Annotated in this window: 14 protein-coding genes; 4 read left to right on the top strand and 10 right to left on the bottom strand. The window is 68.6% G+C overall.

Annotated elements, in window-relative coordinates; all coding sequences use genetic code 11:
- Positions 1–12: 12 nt before the first annotated feature.
- Positions 13–261: a DUF2164 domain-containing protein gene (locus DJ019_RS00815; RefSeq protein WP_111274091.1), complete on the top strand. Its 249-nt coding sequence runs from the start codon at positions 13–15 to the stop codon at positions 259–261.
- 32 nt (positions 262–293) lie between these two features.
- Positions 294–1,232, top strand: coding sequence for a DUF808 domain-containing protein (locus tag DJ019_RS00810; RefSeq protein WP_111274090.1), 939 nt, complete (start codon positions 294–296; stop codon positions 1,230–1,232).
- 6 nt (positions 1,233–1,238) lie between these two features.
- Here the strand turns inward: DJ019_RS00810 and DJ019_RS00805 are convergent, their stop codons facing one another.
- The 8 genes from DJ019_RS00805 to DJ019_RS00770 form a co-directional block, all read right to left on the bottom strand.
- Positions 1,239–2,117, bottom strand: coding sequence for a DNA/RNA non-specific endonuclease (locus tag DJ019_RS00805; protein ID WP_111274089.1), 879 nt, complete (start codon positions 2,115–2,117; stop codon positions 1,239–1,241).
- Positions 2,117–2,512 (bottom strand): hypothetical protein, encoded by a 396-nt coding sequence (locus DJ019_RS00800; protein ID WP_111274088.1) that lies wholly within the window; start codon positions 2,510–2,512, stop codon positions 2,117–2,119. Before DJ019_RS00800 ends, DJ019_RS00805 begins: the two co-directional genes overlap by 1 nt.
- A 9-nt stretch (positions 2,513–2,521) precedes the next feature.
- Complete coding sequence (locus DJ019_RS00795) at positions 2,522–2,872, bottom strand: hypothetical protein (RefSeq protein ID WP_111274087.1); 351 nt, start codon at positions 2,870–2,872, stop codon at positions 2,522–2,524.
- Between the two features lie 98 nt (positions 2,873–2,970).
- Positions 2,971–4,530 carry a glutamine-hydrolyzing GMP synthase gene (gene guaA, locus DJ019_RS00790; RefSeq protein WP_111274086.1) on the bottom strand — a complete coding sequence of 520 codons (1,560 nt, stop codon included), beginning with the start codon at positions 4,528–4,530 and terminating at the stop codon, positions 2,971–2,973.
- An 18-nt stretch (positions 4,531–4,548) separates the two neighbouring features.
- Positions 4,549–5,826, bottom strand: coding sequence for an RsmB/NOP family class I SAM-dependent RNA methyltransferase (locus DJ019_RS00785; protein ID WP_111274085.1), 1,278 nt, complete (start codon positions 5,824–5,826; stop codon positions 4,549–4,551).
- Between the two features lie 4 nt (positions 5,827–5,830).
- Positions 5,831–6,238, bottom strand: a complete 408-nt coding sequence (locus DJ019_RS00780; RefSeq protein ID WP_240606328.1) for an MAPEG family protein — start codon at positions 6,236–6,238, stop codon at positions 5,831–5,833.
- Positions 6,239–6,260: 22 nt separating this feature from the next.
- Positions 6,261–7,721 carry an IMP dehydrogenase gene (gene guaB, locus DJ019_RS00775; RefSeq protein WP_111274084.1) on the bottom strand — a complete coding sequence of 487 codons (1,461 nt, stop codon included), beginning with the start codon at positions 7,719–7,721 and terminating at the stop codon, positions 6,261–6,263.
- A gap of 68 nt (positions 7,722–7,789) precedes the next feature.
- Positions 7,790–8,986 (bottom strand): MFS transporter, encoded by a 1,197-nt coding sequence (locus tag DJ019_RS00770; RefSeq protein WP_111274083.1) that lies wholly within the window; start codon positions 8,984–8,986, stop codon positions 7,790–7,792.
- A gap of 45 nt (positions 8,987–9,031) precedes the next feature.
- On the opposite strand from DJ019_RS00770, the gene DJ019_RS00765 reads away from it, so the two are divergent.
- Positions 9,032–9,955 carry a LysR family transcriptional regulator gene (locus tag DJ019_RS00765; RefSeq protein ID WP_111274082.1) on the top strand — a complete coding sequence of 308 codons (924 nt, stop codon included), beginning with the start codon at positions 9,032–9,034 and terminating at the stop codon, positions 9,953–9,955.
- 87 nt (positions 9,956–10,042) lie between these two features.
- Positions 10,043–10,765, top strand: a complete 723-nt coding sequence (locus DJ019_RS00760) for an NlpC/P60 family protein (protein ID WP_111274081.1) — start codon at positions 10,043–10,045, stop codon at positions 10,763–10,765.
- A 5-nt stretch (positions 10,766–10,770) separates the two neighbouring features.
- Here DJ019_RS00760 and DJ019_RS00755 read toward each other — a convergent pair whose 3' ends face one another.
- Positions 10,771–11,475 (bottom strand): RlmE family RNA methyltransferase, encoded by a 705-nt coding sequence (locus tag DJ019_RS00755; protein WP_111274080.1) that lies wholly within the window; start codon positions 11,473–11,475, stop codon positions 10,771–10,773.
- On the bottom strand, positions 11,472–12,551 hold the full coding sequence (locus DJ019_RS00750; protein ID WP_111274079.1) for a Ppx/GppA phosphatase family protein: 1,080 nt from the start codon (positions 12,549–12,551) through the stop codon (positions 11,472–11,474). Before DJ019_RS00750 ends, DJ019_RS00755 begins: the two co-directional genes overlap by 4 nt.
- Between the last annotated feature and the right edge of the window lie 28 nt (positions 12,552–12,579).

Below are 12,579 nucleotides of genomic sequence, written 5' to 3'. Positions count from 1 at the left end.
CCCAACTCCATCATGCCAAGCATCGAACTGCCCAAGGAAGCCCGTGAGACGCTGGCGAAGTCGCTCAGCCGCTACCTCAAGGACGAGCTGGACCTGGATGTCGCGGGATTCGACGCCGTCTTCCTCAGCGACTTCATCACCGAGACGTTCGGGCCCCACTTCTACAATCAGGGCCTCGTCGACGCCCAGGCGATCCTGTCGAAGAAGCTCGATGAGATCGGCGAGTCCATCTACCAGCTTGAACAGCCCGTGAAGCGCTGACGGCGCGGCGCACCGAAACACAGGATCATCTCATGGCCTCAGGTCTGGCCGCGCTGCTCGATGACGTCGCCGCGATCGCGAAGATCGCCGCCTCCTCGCTCGACGATGTCACCGGCGCGGCCGGCAAGGCCAGTTCCAAGGCGGTCGGGGTGGTGGTGGACGACACCGCCGTCACGCCCAAGTACGCAGTCGGCTTCACCCCGGATCGCGAGCTGCCCATCGTCTGGAAGATCGCGCTGGGTTCTCTGCGCAACAAGTTCCTCTTCCTGCTGCCTGGGGCCCTGCTGCTCAGCGCCTTCGCGCCCTGGGCGGTGACTCCGCTGCTGATGATCGGCGGCGCCTATCTCTGTTTCGAAGCGTCAGAGAAGATCTTCGAGGCCGTCGTTGGCGGGCACGAGGTCGACCAGCCCGAGGAACTGGCGCTGAGCTCCGAGGAGTTGGAGCGCGAAAAGGTCGGCGGCGCCATCCGAACCGACTTCATCCTGTCAGCAGAGATCATGGCCATCTCGCTGGCGGCGGTGAACGACCAGACCTTCGGTGTGCGGGCCGCCGCACTGGCGCTGGTGGCGCTGCTCATCACGGTCGGGGTGTATGGCGTCGTCGGCCTGATCGTGAAGATGGACGACATCGGCCTGCACCTGTCTCAGCGCAGCGCCCGTGCGACGCGCGCCCTGGGCCGGCTTATGGTCAAGGCTATGCCGCATGTGCTGAACGGCCTGACGATCATCGGGACCGCCGCCATGCTCTGGGTGGGAGGCGGCATCATCGTCCACGGCCTGCACGAGTTCCATCTGACCCCGATCCCGGGGTGGGTGGAGGCGATCGGCCATCTGGCCGGCGGCGCGCCGGTCTTCGGGCCCGCGGCGGACTGGACGGCGCGGGCCGCCGCTTCGGCGGTGGTGGGGCTGGTGATCGGGGGTGTCGTCGTGGCCATCCTGCACCTCTTGCCGAAGCGCAAGACGGGCCACTGATCGGGACTACTCTCCGACGTTGGCGCAGGATTGATCGTGGCCCCAGAGGATGCCCTGGGGCGTCTCAAGCTGGTTCTGGCGCCGCCGCGACAATGCGGGGAAAAAGTCGATACCGGTGTCGTCCTCGATGTCCGCGATCGGAACGATGAAGGTCTGCAGGTCCGAGCGAGCGTGGCGCCGGTTGAGCATCCGGAAACCCACCGCGCGTCCCGACTCCACGTCATAGACGATCTTGTAGTAGGCCTCCGGCACCAGGATCCGGCGCCTGGTCAGCCACTTGTCACTGCCGCCGTAGATCGGCCCGGTCATCACGATGACGTCGTCATGCCCGCCGCACAGCACCCAGGCCCGCACGGCCTCTTCCAGATACTTCCATTGGCCGCGGTTGAAGCCGATCCCGACCTGAGGCGACATGTTGGACATGTAGAAGCTCTCGTCCATCACCTGCTGGTCGAACTTGGCGTTGGCCGCAGGCGCCTGGTGGCCGCGATCGAGGCCGCTACCGGTATAGTCTCCGTGCCGCGGGCTGTAGACCCCCAGCGCTACGTCATCGGGGAAGGTGCTGGCGCGGGCGGCCGATCCTCGCAATTTCGCCGGGCTCAGGCGTTCGATCACCCAATCCGGATTAAGCGTGCGGGTGTTGAAGGACAGCGCATACCCCTGGCGGCAGATGACCGTCGGAAACTGCTCGGCCCTGGCGTCTTCGGACCGCAGACTGGGGAGGCCGATGACACCGAAACGGGACAGGCACTGAAGCCACGCCGCGCGATCCTGGCCGGTGGCCGGAGTCGGGGGCGGCGCAGCCGGTTGAGCCACGGCGCCTGCGGCAGGCGCCCCAAGCGCGAGGCCCAGCGCGATACAGACGGTCGAAGCCGCCCGGCGCATCACGAACGCGTCCGTCGCGTCCGCGGCCGCGGGGCGTCGCGCGGGTCGGTCGCCTCCGGATCGCGATCGCGGTTTCGGGACGCGTTCTCGGCGATACCTTTCGAGATCACGTAGCTGCCGCTGCTGAGACCCAGCAGAACCAGCACATTGTTGGGGAGATCGACAAAGGTTCCGCTCTCGATCGAGAGGAGCAGAAAGACGCCGGCGACCACGAAGGTGAAGATCAGGAACTGGAAGCGCGACAGGCTCGCCTTGCCATCTTCCGAGATCAGATCATCAAGCTTGATCGTCCCGTCAAAAATCTTCCAGAGCACCACCGCCGCCAGGCCCAGGATCACCACGGTGATCCCGACGCCGATGATCATCGCCAGCCCGTGCCAGGTCTGCGTCTCCATGATCGCTCCTCAGCTGTGTCGGCGGCTTATCTTGCCCGCCAGGTAGATCGCCTGGCTGGTGGCCAGGACGGTGATCAGGGCGTCCGGAACGTCAGGCATGCGCGACGCGCCCTGCTGCACGGCCTGCACGGCGGACGCGGCATAGACGATCGCGCCACTGACGGATGCGACGAGAAGCTGGAGACGATCAGGCTCGATACCGGCGCCGATGCGACTGGCAAGGAGCCCGCGGAAGGCGTCGCCCTCGACCAGCAGCCGCCAACCGACGATCAGGGCCAGGCCGAACAGCCAGATCTCCAGGCCGACGCGGGCGAACCGCGCCACCTCGGGCAACGCCACATCGGCGAAGGCCACGACCATGGCCGCTTCCCCCCGGACAGCTCCAGGACGCAACCGTTAACCGTGACGCTTGAAAATGCAACCCTTGGAACGCGGCGGAAGATTCCGCGCGTCCCAGCCTATTCCCACTCGATGGTGCCGGGCGGCTTGCTGGTGACGTCGTAGACGACCCGGTTCACACCGCGCACCTCGTTGATGATCCGCGTCGCGCAGCGGCCGAGCACCTCCCAGGGGAACTCGAAGAAGTCGGCGGTCATCCCGTCGGTCGACGTCACGGCGCGTAGCGCCAGGACACTCTCGTAGGTCCGGGCGTCGCCCATCACGCCGACCGTCTTCACCGGCAACAGCACGGCGAACGCCTGCCAGATGCTGTCGTAGAGGCCGGCCTTGCGGATCTCCTCCAGGTAGATGGCGTCGGCGGCCTGCAGGATGGCGACCTTATCGCGGGTGATCTCCCCCGGAATGCGGATAGCGAGGCCCGGGCCGGGGAACGGGTGGCGGCCGACGAACTGCGGCGGCAGGCCAAGCTCGACGCCCAGAGCCCGGACCTCGTCCTTGAAGAGCTCCCGGAGCGGCTCGACGAGCTTCAGCTTCATGTAGTCCGGAAGGCCGCCGACGTTGTGGTGGCTCTTGATGACCGCCGACGGACCGCCGCTGGTCGACGGGCTCTCGATCACGTCGGGATAGAGGGTGCCCTGGGCCAGGAACTCCGCGCCCTCGATCTTGGCGCTCTCCTTGTCGAACACCTCGATGAAGAGCCGCCCGATGGTCTTGCGCTTCGTCTCGGGATCGGTGACGCCCTCCAGCTCACCGAGGAAAAGATCAGACGCATCAACGTGCACGAGCGGGATGTTGTAGTGGTCGCGGAACATGGTGACGACCTGGGTCGCCTCGTCCTTGCGCAGCAGGCCGGTGTCGACGAACACGCAGGTGAGCTGGTCGCCGATGGCCTCGTGGATCAGCACGGCCGCCACTGAGCTGTCGACGCCGCCGGAGAGGCCGCAGATCACCTTGGCGTCGCCGACCTGGGCGCGGATCTTGGCCACCTGCTCCTGGCGGTAGGAGGCCATGGTCCAGTCGCCCGTGAGGCCCGCGATGCGATGGGTGAAGTTGCGCAGCAGCAGGGCGCCGCGCGGCGTGTGGGCGACCTCCGGGTGGAACTGGATGCCGTAGAAGCGGCGGCCCTCGTCCGCGATGATCGCGAACGGGCTGCCTTCCGAGGTGGCGACCACCTCGAACCCCTGCGGGATCGCGGTGATCTTGTCGCCGTGGCTCATCCAGACGGTCTCGGTGTGGCCGAGGTCGCCGAGGCCCTCCAGCAAGGGGGACTGCCGCTCGATCCGGATCTCGGCGCGGCCGAACTCGCGGTCGTGACCGCTCTCGACCTGGCCGCCGAGCTGGGCGCACATGGTCATCTCGCCGTAGCAGATGCCGAGGACAGGGACGCCGAGTTCAAAGATCCGCTGTGGGGCCGTCGGGCTGCCCGCCTCGTGCGCGCTGGCCGGGCCGCCCGAGAGGATCACCGCCTTGGGCGCGTAGGCGTCAAGAATCGCCTCGACCTTGTCGAAGGGATGGATCTCGCAATAGACGCCGCTCTCGCGCAGCCGCCGGGCGATGAGCTGGGTCACCTGGCTGCCGAAATCGACGATCAGAACGCGCTCGTGGTGGGCTTGGGTCATGAGCTGAAGGCGGCTCCGTCAGGGGGCTTTCTCGAGCACCGCGACGTAGAAGCCGTCGGTGTCGGAAGTGCGGGGGGTGAGGCGCAGGTCGCCTGCGGGCGTGAGGAAGCGGATGAGGGCCGGGTCCTGGCTGGCCGGGCGGCGGGTGAAGTCGGGGTGGCGTTCGAGGAAGGCGGCGACGCGGTCCTCGTCCTCCTCGGGCAGCACCGAGCAGGTGACGTAGACCATGCGGCCGCCAGCCTTTGTGAAGCTCGCGCCGTCGTCGAGGACCTGGTCCTGATCTTTCTGGCGCTTCTCCAGCGCGTCTGGGGTCAGGCGCCACTTGGTGTCCGGGTGGCGGCGCCATGAGCCCGTGCCGGTGCAGGGGGCGTCGATGAACACCGTGTCCATCCGGCCCTTGAGGTCCTTCAGCGGGTCCTTGTTGAGCGGCGTGCGGACCTGGAGATTGCGGACGCCCGCGCGCTCGCCCCTGCGAACGGTGTCGGTGAGCCGTCGGGCGTCGCTGTCATAGGCGTAGATCTGGCCGGTGTTGGCCATGGCGGCCGCCAGGGCCAGGGTCTTGCCGCCCCCGCCGGCGCAGAGGTCGAGCACCTGCTGACCCTTCACGTCGCCGGCCGCTGTCGCGGCGAGCTGTGAGCCCAGATCCTGCACCTCGAACCAGCCCTTGCCAAACTGCGGGATCGCCTCGACGGCGCCACTCCGGGCCGACGGGTCGGGCGCGGGCACCCGGATGGCGTTGGGCGAGAGGCCCGGCGCCACCGGCTCGAACGTCGCCAGCGCCTTCATGGCCCGCTCGGGATCCGTCTTCAGGGTGTTGACCCGCAGGTCCACGGGCGCACGCTCCGCCAGTGCAGCGCCCTCCTCCGCCCGCGCCTCGCCGAACACGCGGGCGAACGAAGCGTCGAGCCAGTCGGGATAGTCGCCGCGAACCGCATCGGGCGCGCCGTCGAGGTCGATCGCGCCGCGCAGGGCCGACCATTCCGCGTTGGAGAGTTCGCCCGGGCCATGCGGGGCGTCGGCGGCCGCCTCGGCGATCTTCTCCACCGGCCAGTTCCACACGAAGGCGAGCACCCCGAGGATCGCCGCGCGCGGCGTGTCCTCGCCCATCCGCCACGCCACGGACCGCCGACGACGCAGGGCGTCGAGGACCAGTCCCGAGACCCAGGCGCGATCCTTGGCGCCGGCATAGCGGGCCGCGTCACCCCAGGCCTTCAGCGCGAGGCGGACGGGCCGACGGCGCGTCTCGATCTCGGTCAGGACCTCAATGGCCGCCGCCAGGCGTCCGCCGTCACGCATCAGCTCACCTGAAGAGGGCTACGAGAACCATGACGAGACCGACCATGGAGACCAGCCACACCAGAGTCCGCACCATCGGCACGCCGGATGCGTAGAGGGGCACGTACAGCGCCCGCCCGATGACGTAGAGCCCGGCGCCCCAGGTGGTCATCGGCTGGCCGAGCTTACCCGCCACCGCGCAGGCCAAAACGGCCGCCGCGAAGAAGGGGAAGGTCTCCGCAAAATTGCGGAATGCACGATCCAGGCGCGCCGCCACGCCCCCGAGCGGCATCGGCGTATCCCGAGGGCCCGCCGCCCACTTCAGGTCGCCCTGATGGGCCCTCGCGGCGCCGGCGGCCCACAGGAGCTGGACCAGCCCCACGACCACCGCTGCGCCGAGGAGCTTGAGCTCCACCGCCATGTCCCCAACCATGCTCGCCTCCCGGTTCGGCGGCTTACAGGCCGCTCGGATAGTTCGGAGCCTCACGCGTGATCATCACGTCGTGGACGTGGCTTTCGCGCAGGCCGGCATTGGTGATGCGGATGAACCGAGCCCGCTCGCGGAAGAGCGGCAGCGTCGGCGCGCCCACATAGCCCATGGCCGCCCGGAGGCCGCCGACCATCTGGTGAAGGATCGGGGCGATCGGCCCCTTGTAGGGCACCTGCCCCTCGATGCCTTCCGGCACGAGCTTCAGCGCGTCCTTGACGTCCTTCTGGAAGTAGCGGTCGGCGGAGCCCTGGCCCATGGCGCCCACCGAGCCCATGCCGCGGTAGGCCTTGTACGAGCGGCCCTGGTACAGGAACACCTCGCCCGGAGCCTCGTCGACGCCGGCGAACACCGAGCCCATCATCGCCACAGAGGCGCCCATAGCCAGCGCCTTGGCGAGGTCGCCCGAATACTTGATGCCGCCGTCGGCGACGATCGGCACGTCCGTTCCCTGGGCGGCCCGCACGGCGTCGGCGATGGCCGTCAGTTGCGGCACGCCCACGCCCGCCACGATGCGGGTGGTGCAGATCGAGCCCGGGCCGATGCCCACCTTCACCGCGTCCGCGCCCGCGTCGATCAGGGCGCGAGCCGCATCGTAAGTCGCGATATTGCCGGCGACGATCTGAACGCGGTTGGTCTCGCGCTTCACCCGGGCGACCGCGTTGGCGACCTCGGCGTTGTGCCCGTGCGCGGTGTCGATGACCACCACGTCCACGCCGGCGTCCACGAGAGCCATCGAGCGCTCGTAACCCGCATCGCCCACGGTCGAGGCGGCGGCGACCAGCAGGCGGCCCTGGGCGTCCTTGGCGGCGTGCGGGTGCGCCTGGGACTTCTCCATGTCCTTGACGGTGATCAGGCCGACGGCGTGGTAGTCGTCGTCGACCACGATCAGGCGCTCGATCTTGTGGCGGCGCAGGAGGTCGCGGGCCTCCGACTGGCCGACGCCTTCCTTCACCGTCACCAGGTTCTCGTGCGTCATGAGCGCCTTGGCGGGAATGTCGTCCCGGCCCTCGAAGCGCATGTCGCGGTTGGTGAGGATGCCCACCAGCTTGCCGTTGTCGTCGACGACCGGGAAGCCGCTGATCTTGCGGCGCGCCTTGATCTGGCGGACCTCGCCCAGGGTGGTGTCCGGATGGATGGTCATCGGATTGATGACCATGCCGCTCTCGTAGCGCTTCACCTCGCGGACCTGGTCGGCCTGGTCCTCGACGGTGAGGTTACGGTGCAGAACCCCGATGCCGCCGGACTGGGCCATGGCGATGGCGAGACGGCTTTCGGTGACCGTGTCCATGGCGGCGGACACGAGGGGGATGTTCAGACTGATTTCGCGCGTGAACCGGGTGGAGACATCCACCTGCGTCGGCATGACGTCCGATGCGCCGGGTTCGAGCAAAACATCGTCGAAGGTGAGACCTTCGCGGATCTCCATGAGACTCTCCGTTTTGCGGTCCGCGTATAGGGGTTGGGCGGCTTCCGGGGCAAGGGGCGTCAGGGCGTTCATACGATTGCGGTCTCCTGTACGGGGCGGGATCGATGGGCATTCAGGCCGAATGTCATCGCGAACATCACCAGGCAGAGCGTCGAGGCGCCGACGACGGCGGCCGTCGGCGAGGCTTCGAGCGCGAGGGCGAACGCGGTCGGACCGGCGGCCTGGGCGACGATCGCGGGCCGTCCGAGCAGAGCCGACCGGTAGGCATAGTCCTTCGGTCCATAGAGACTGAGCGGCAGCACGCCCTTGGCCACGGCGAGCATCCCATTGCCCGCCCCCTGCCCCAGCGCCAACAGCGGCGCGCCGGCCCTGCCCAACGCCAGCAGCGCGGCGGCGCCGGCCGGGTGCATCAGCGTGGCGGCGCGCGTGGTGGCCAGCGGCGGGAGCCGACGGAACACCGTGAACTCCAGAAAGCGCACGCTCACCGCAGCGATCCCGACGAGACCCGCCGTGGCCGCGGCCTCGCGGAAGCTCAGTCCGAAATGCGTCAGCAATCGCGGCAGATGCGCGCTCATGCAGGTGGAGATGAACCAGGCGCAGGCGAACAGGATCGCCAGTTGCACCATCGCACGATCCCACCGGACCTGCCCCGGTGCCGCCTCGCCGTGGTCGCCGGGCGCGCCATCGCGCGGACAGATCCAAGCGATCAGCGGCAGTATGAGCAGGTGAACGCCTGCCCAGGCGAGGCACGCGCCCCGCCAGCCGAGCGCCTCGGCCATCAGGCCCGTGATGGGCCAGCCCAGCGTCGAGCCAAGGCCGCCGATCAGCGACACCCCCGTGATCGGGCGGCGCGCGGCCTCGCCGTACAGCGAGACAAGGATGGCGAACGGCGTCGGGGAAAGCCCGAGAGCCATGCCGAGGCCGATCACCGCCATGGCGAGGGCCAGCACGGCCACGTGCTGGGTCAGCGCCAGGAGGGCTAGGCCGAGGCAGAAGACCAGGTTCGACGCCAGCAACATCGGCTTGCCGCCGTCCCGGTCGATGCGCCTTGCGACGGCCGGCCCCACGACGGCCGGGACAAGTAGCGACAACGAGACCGCGCCGAAGACGAAGGTGGGACTGACGTCGAGATCCCGGGCGACCGCGTCGCCCAGCACGCCCATCAGGTAGAAGCTCGAGGCGAAGGCTACGATCTGGCCCAGGCCAAGTCCCGCGACGACCAACGCCTGGGATGAACGGATGCTGCGGGCTTCCATGAGCAGCATGTGCGCCAATTGCGATCTTGAGAAAATCGACTAATTTGATTTTTAGTGTTCGAAAATCTCACATCCGGCAGACTGCCCTCCCTGAACGCGCTCCGCGCATTCGAGGCTGTGGCGCGGACCGGTCGCGTGACCCTCGCGGCCGAGGAGCTTCACGTGACCCACTCGGCTGTAAGCCGACAGGTGAAGGGCCTGGAGGCCGCCCTGGGCGTCCGCCTGTTCGCCGGCCCCAAGAACCGGCTGGAGCTGACCCCCGCTGGCCAGGAGCTCGCCGCGTCGCTGTCCGCCGCGTTCGACCAGATCACCGAGGCCGTGCGTCGGACCCGATCCAGCGGCGAAGATCTCCACATCGCCGTGAACGCCAGCCTGTCTGTCAAATGGCTCATCCCCCGGCTCCCCCGGTTCCAGGCCTTGCATCCCGACATCCGCCTGTCGCTGTCCGAGTTGGCCGCCCACGCCACGTCGCACCGGGGCGCGCAGGCCGTCGTCCGGATCGTGCCGCTCAGCCGTGCGGCCGAGGCGGACTGTACGCCGTTCATCCGCAACGCCTTGGGCGCGGTGATGTCGCCTGAAGCGGTGACGCGTTGGGGGAACGATCCACTGCGCGCGCCGCGTCTCGCCGCCGCCACCCACCCCGAAGCCTGGCCCCTCTTCGCCGAGCACGCGGGCGTGGAGTTGCCGTTCGCGCGGGAGCGATCGTTCGCCCACGTACACTTCGCGATGGACGCGGCCCTGGCGGGACTGGGGGCGGCGGTCGTCTCATGGCCCCTGTGCGTGAGCGAGATCCGAAATGGTAGGCTGGTCGCTCCGCTCGGCTTTCGCCGATCCGCAAGCGCCTTCGCCCTCCTGACCGCGCCGGGCGCCGACAGCCGTGCGCTCAGGCGGTTCCGCGACTGGCTGGTGGCGGAAGGCGCCGAAACGCCGGCGCCGCCTGAGGGCGCCGGACACGCCGACGCGATCCAGCCCTCCTAGAAGTAGCGCCGACCTGCCGCCACCCTTCAAGATTGACAGATCCGCCGGCTGCGTGCGTCCATTCTCGACTGCACCTAGGAGACCGTCATGCGAATGAAGGACATCCAGCAGCAGCTCGCCGCGCTGGGCTATCGGCCAGGCCCGATCGATGGCGTCTGGGGGCGCCAGACCCAGGCCGCGGTTCGCGAATTCCAGCGACAGCATGGACTGACGGTCGACGGGATCATCGGCGCGCGCACCCTGGCGGCGCTGTTTCCCGGCTCGGGGTCATCGACAGTCCCCTCGGCCTCACCGAGCACGGACCTCAACGACCCGACGCTGGTCTGGTTTCAGGAGGCGCGCCGCCTGCTCGGCACGCGCGAGAAGCCCGGCGTGGGGAACAATCCGCTGATCCTCGACTGGGCGAGCGACCTTGGGCTGAAATCGTACAAGGCCGACGACATCCCCTGGTGCGGGCTGTTCGTGGGGCATTGTATCAGCACCACGCTCGACACCGAGCCGACACCCACCCGGCTGCTGAGCGCGCGCGCCTGGGAGCGCTTCGGCATACCCACGGAACCAACGCCTGGCGCCGTCATGGTGTTCTGGCGCGGCAAGCCCGACAGCGGCCTGGGCCACGTCGGATTCTATGCTGGAGAAGACCCCACGGCGTATCGCATCCTCGGCGGCAACCAGTCCGACAGCGTGTCGATCGCCTGGATCGCCAAGAGTCGCTTCGTGAACGCTCGATGGCCGACCACGGTCCCGCCGCGTCCGGCCCGGCAGATCGTGGTGGCGCGGACCGACACCCTGTCGTGGAACGAGGCCTGACGGGGCTACCGCCCGCGGAATCCCGTCGCCACGAAGAAGACCTCGGAGCTGTCCTGCCGGCTGGCCTTGGGCTTGATATTCCGCACGTCACGGAAGTTGCGTTTCAGCAGCGCGAGCAGTTCGTCGGAACCACCGCCCTGGAAGGCCTTGGCCACGAACGATCCCCCTGGCTTCAGCACCTCAATGGCGAAGTCGATCGCCGCCTCGATCAGGCCGACGATCCGAAGGTGATCGGTCTCACGGTGCCCTATGGTGTTGGGCGCCATGTCCGACAAGACGACGTCGGGCGGTCCGCCCAGGAGTTCGATGAGTTTCGGACCGCACTCCGGATCGGTGAAATCCATCTGGAGGATCTGCGCAGGCGGCAGAGGGTCGACCGGCAGAAGGTCGACGCCGACGATGTCCTTCACCCCGCGCTGCACCGCCACCTGCGTCCAACCGCCTGGCGCCAGGCCCAGATCGACGACCTTCACGCCCGGTTTGAAGAGATGGAAGCGGTCATCGATCTCGGTGATCTTGAACGCCGCGCGGCTGCGATATCCCAGGGCGCGAGCCTTGGCGGCGAAGGGATCATTGATCTGGCGCTCAAGCCAGGCCTGCTGGCTGGGCGTGCGCTCCTTGGCGGTCTTGAGCCGGGCAGGCTTGCCGCGACCGCCTTCCAGGCCGCCCGTCGGCGGCTTCACCATGCGCTTGCGGGGAGGTTCGGTCATTCGGCGCCCTTCCGGCCTCCACCGCGCCGACGGCGGCGACGGCGACGCTGGCCGCGTTCGGCCATCAGTGACAGCAGGATGCCCTCCCGCAAACCCCGATCGGCGACACGCACGCGATTGCAGGGCCACAGCTCCTGGACCGCCTGCAGGATCGCCGCCCCGGCCAGCACCAGGTCGGCGCGGTCGGGTCCGATGCAGGGTTGCGACGCCCGCTCGGTGCTGGACAGCGCCAGCAGCCGGCCCGCAGCCGCCTCGCACTCCTCGCGGCGCATCCAGATACCGTCCACCCGGTTGCGGTCATAGCGGGGCAGGTCGAGATGCATGCCCGCCAGGCTGGTGATGGCGCCGGATGTGCCCACCAGGTGCGCGCGATCGGCTTCGAAGATCGGCTTCATGGGATCGGCCCGGCGAAAGGCGGCGATCTGGTCTTTCACGTGTTCGACCATCTGCCGGAACCAGCCCTCGGTGGCGACCTCCCCTTCGGGGAACCGCTCCGCCAGGGTGACCACCCCGATAGGAACCGACAGCCAGGCCCGCACCGGCGGCTCGCCACCGGGCTTGGCCGCCGCCAGGTCCACCCAGGACAACTCGGTCGACCCGCCGCCCACGTCGACGACCAGCGCCGCCTCGTGGGACCCATCCAGGAGATTGAGGCACCCGCGCACCGACAGCCGCGCCTCTTCCTGCGGGCTGATGATCTGCAGCCTGACGCCCGTCTCGTCCGCCACGCGGTCGACAAACGCCTGGCCGTTCTCGGCCATCCGGCAGGCCTGGGTGGCTATGGCCCGGAACTTGACGACCCGACGACGGCGAACCTTCTCGCCCGAGACCTTCAGGGCCGCCATCGCCCGCTCCATCGCGGCGTCCGACAGGCGTCCGCTCTGCGAAAGGCCTTCCCCCAGGCGCACGATCCGCGAATACGCCTCCACGACCCGAAAGCCGTGTGGCGTCGGCGTCGCGATCAGCAGGCGACAGTTATTGGTGCCCAGATCCAGGGCGGCATAGCAGGGGGGATCGCCCCCGGATCTTTCCCGGCCGCGCATCGTCGGCCCGGGCGCACGCGGCGCCTCACTCATGGACTTCACCCGTCCTACGCAGGCGCCG

The organism is Phenylobacterium kunshanense (assembly GCF_003254525.1).
GTDB lineage: Bacteria > Pseudomonadota > Alphaproteobacteria > Caulobacterales > Caulobacteraceae > Phenylobacterium > Phenylobacterium kunshanense.
This window is presented reverse-complemented; position numbering and strand designations above follow the sequence as displayed.

What these genes read in the sequence shown, in the direction of transcription:
- DJ019_RS00815 (WP_111274091.1), top strand. Translation starts at nt 13, where the DNA reads ATGCCAAGCATCGAACTGCCCAAGGAAGCCCGTGAGACGCTGGCGAAG.
- DJ019_RS00770 (WP_111274083.1), bottom strand. Translation starts at nt 8,986, where the DNA reads ATGCTGCTCATGGAAGCCCGCAGCATCCGTTCATCCCAGGCGTTGGTC.
- DJ019_RS00785 (WP_111274085.1), bottom strand. Translation starts at nt 5,826, where the DNA reads ATGCGTGACGGCGGACGCCTGGCGGCGGCCATTGAGGTCCTGACCGAG.
- guaA (WP_111274086.1), bottom strand. Translation starts at nt 4,530, where the DNA reads ATGACCCAAGCCCACCACGAGCGCGTTCTGATCGTCGATTTCGGCAGC.
- DJ019_RS00780 (WP_240606328.1), bottom strand. Translation starts at nt 6,238, where the DNA reads ATGGTTGGGGACATGGCGGTGGAGCTCAAGCTCCTCGGCGCAGCGGTG.
- DJ019_RS00800 (WP_111274088.1), bottom strand. Translation starts at nt 2,512, where the DNA reads ATGGAGACGCAGACCTGGCACGGGCTGGCGATGATCATCGGCGTCGGG.
- DJ019_RS00810 (WP_111274090.1), top strand. Translation starts at nt 294, where the DNA reads ATGGCCTCAGGTCTGGCCGCGCTGCTCGATGACGTCGCCGCGATCGCG.
- DJ019_RS00795 (WP_111274087.1), bottom strand. Translation starts at nt 2,872, where the DNA reads ATGGTCGTGGCCTTCGCCGATGTGGCGTTGCCCGAGGTGGCGCGGTTC.
- DJ019_RS00750 (WP_111274079.1), bottom strand. Translation starts at nt 12,551, where the DNA reads ATGAGTGAGGCGCCGCGTGCGCCCGGGCCGACGATGCGCGGCCGGGAA.
- DJ019_RS00805 (WP_111274089.1), bottom strand. Translation starts at nt 2,117, where the DNA reads ATGCGCCGGGCGGCTTCGACCGTCTGTATCGCGCTGGGCCTCGCGCTT.
- DJ019_RS00760 (WP_111274081.1), top strand. Translation starts at nt 10,043, where the DNA reads ATGCGAATGAAGGACATCCAGCAGCAGCTCGCCGCGCTGGGCTATCGG.
- DJ019_RS00755 (WP_111274080.1), bottom strand. Translation starts at nt 11,475, where the DNA reads ATGACCGAACCTCCCCGCAAGCGCATGGTGAAGCCGCCGACGGGCGGC.
- guaB (WP_111274084.1), bottom strand. Translation starts at nt 7,721, where the DNA reads ATGGAGATCCGCGAAGGTCTCACCTTCGACGATGTTTTGCTCGAACCC.